1 protein-coding gene is annotated in these 860 nt (G+C 45.3%); it reads left to right on the top strand.

Features of this window, described 5'->3' with window-relative positions; all coding sequences use genetic code 11:
* On the top strand, nucleotides 1–860 hold an 860-nt coding region (locus EP57_RS16470; RefSeq protein WP_149028034.1), incomplete at both ends, for an immunoglobulin-like domain-containing protein.

Here is an 860-nt window from a genome sequence, read left to right as displayed (position 1 = left end):
CAACAACTTAAAATCACAGAACTCCAAATCAACGGCATTTCTCCAGAACTAGCACTAGAAATCAACGACACAAAAGGAAATAACAATGGAAAAGCAGAACCGTCCGAGACTGTCAGCGTGAAGAATACGATTTCGAATGCGACAGATGATGCGACGGCATTCAAAATGGAATACGGCGTAGATATGGACGCGTTATTTGACGCGGATACGGTTTCGAATATTGTTTTAACAAGAAATGATGGCCAAACATACACGGTAACGAAAGAGCAGTTGCTCAATCACCAAGTAGAATTGCCATTTGATTCGCCTACGAATACATTTACGCTCACATACGATGTCCAAGTAAAAGCGGATGCTTCACCGAAGGGAACAATGATGAAGGTAAGCGGAGTCGGCAAGGTGAATGGGGTTAAATATACATCAGAAAACACTATTACATTGGCGATTCCAGGAGATTCGCCAGTCATTACAGCCAGCGATAAAACACTGAAAAAAGGTGGTAGCTTTGACCCGATGACAGGCGTATCGGCAAGTGATACGGAAGATGGGGATGTGACAGGAAACATTACTGTGACGGCGAATGACGTGAATGTGAATCAAGAAGGAACGTATCATGTGACGTATAGCGTGACGGATTCCGATGATAATACCACGACGAAGACGATTACGGTAACGGTGACAAGTAATGATGCGCCAGTGATTACGGCAGTGGATAAGACGGTGAAAAAAGGTGCGAGCTTTGATCCGATGGCTGGCGTGACGGCGAGCGATACGGAAGATGGCAATGTGACGGATAAAGTGACAGTGACGGCGAACGATGTGGATACATCGGCAGTTGGAACGTACCATGTGACGTATAG

This window comes from Listeria booriae, from assembly GCF_000766865.1.
In the GTDB taxonomy this organism is placed as follows: domain Bacteria; phylum Bacillota; class Bacilli; order Lactobacillales; family Listeriaceae; genus Listeria_A; species Listeria_A booriae.
The sequence above is the reverse complement of the archived record's forward strand: the minus strand, read 5'-3'. Positions and strand labels throughout refer to the sequence as shown.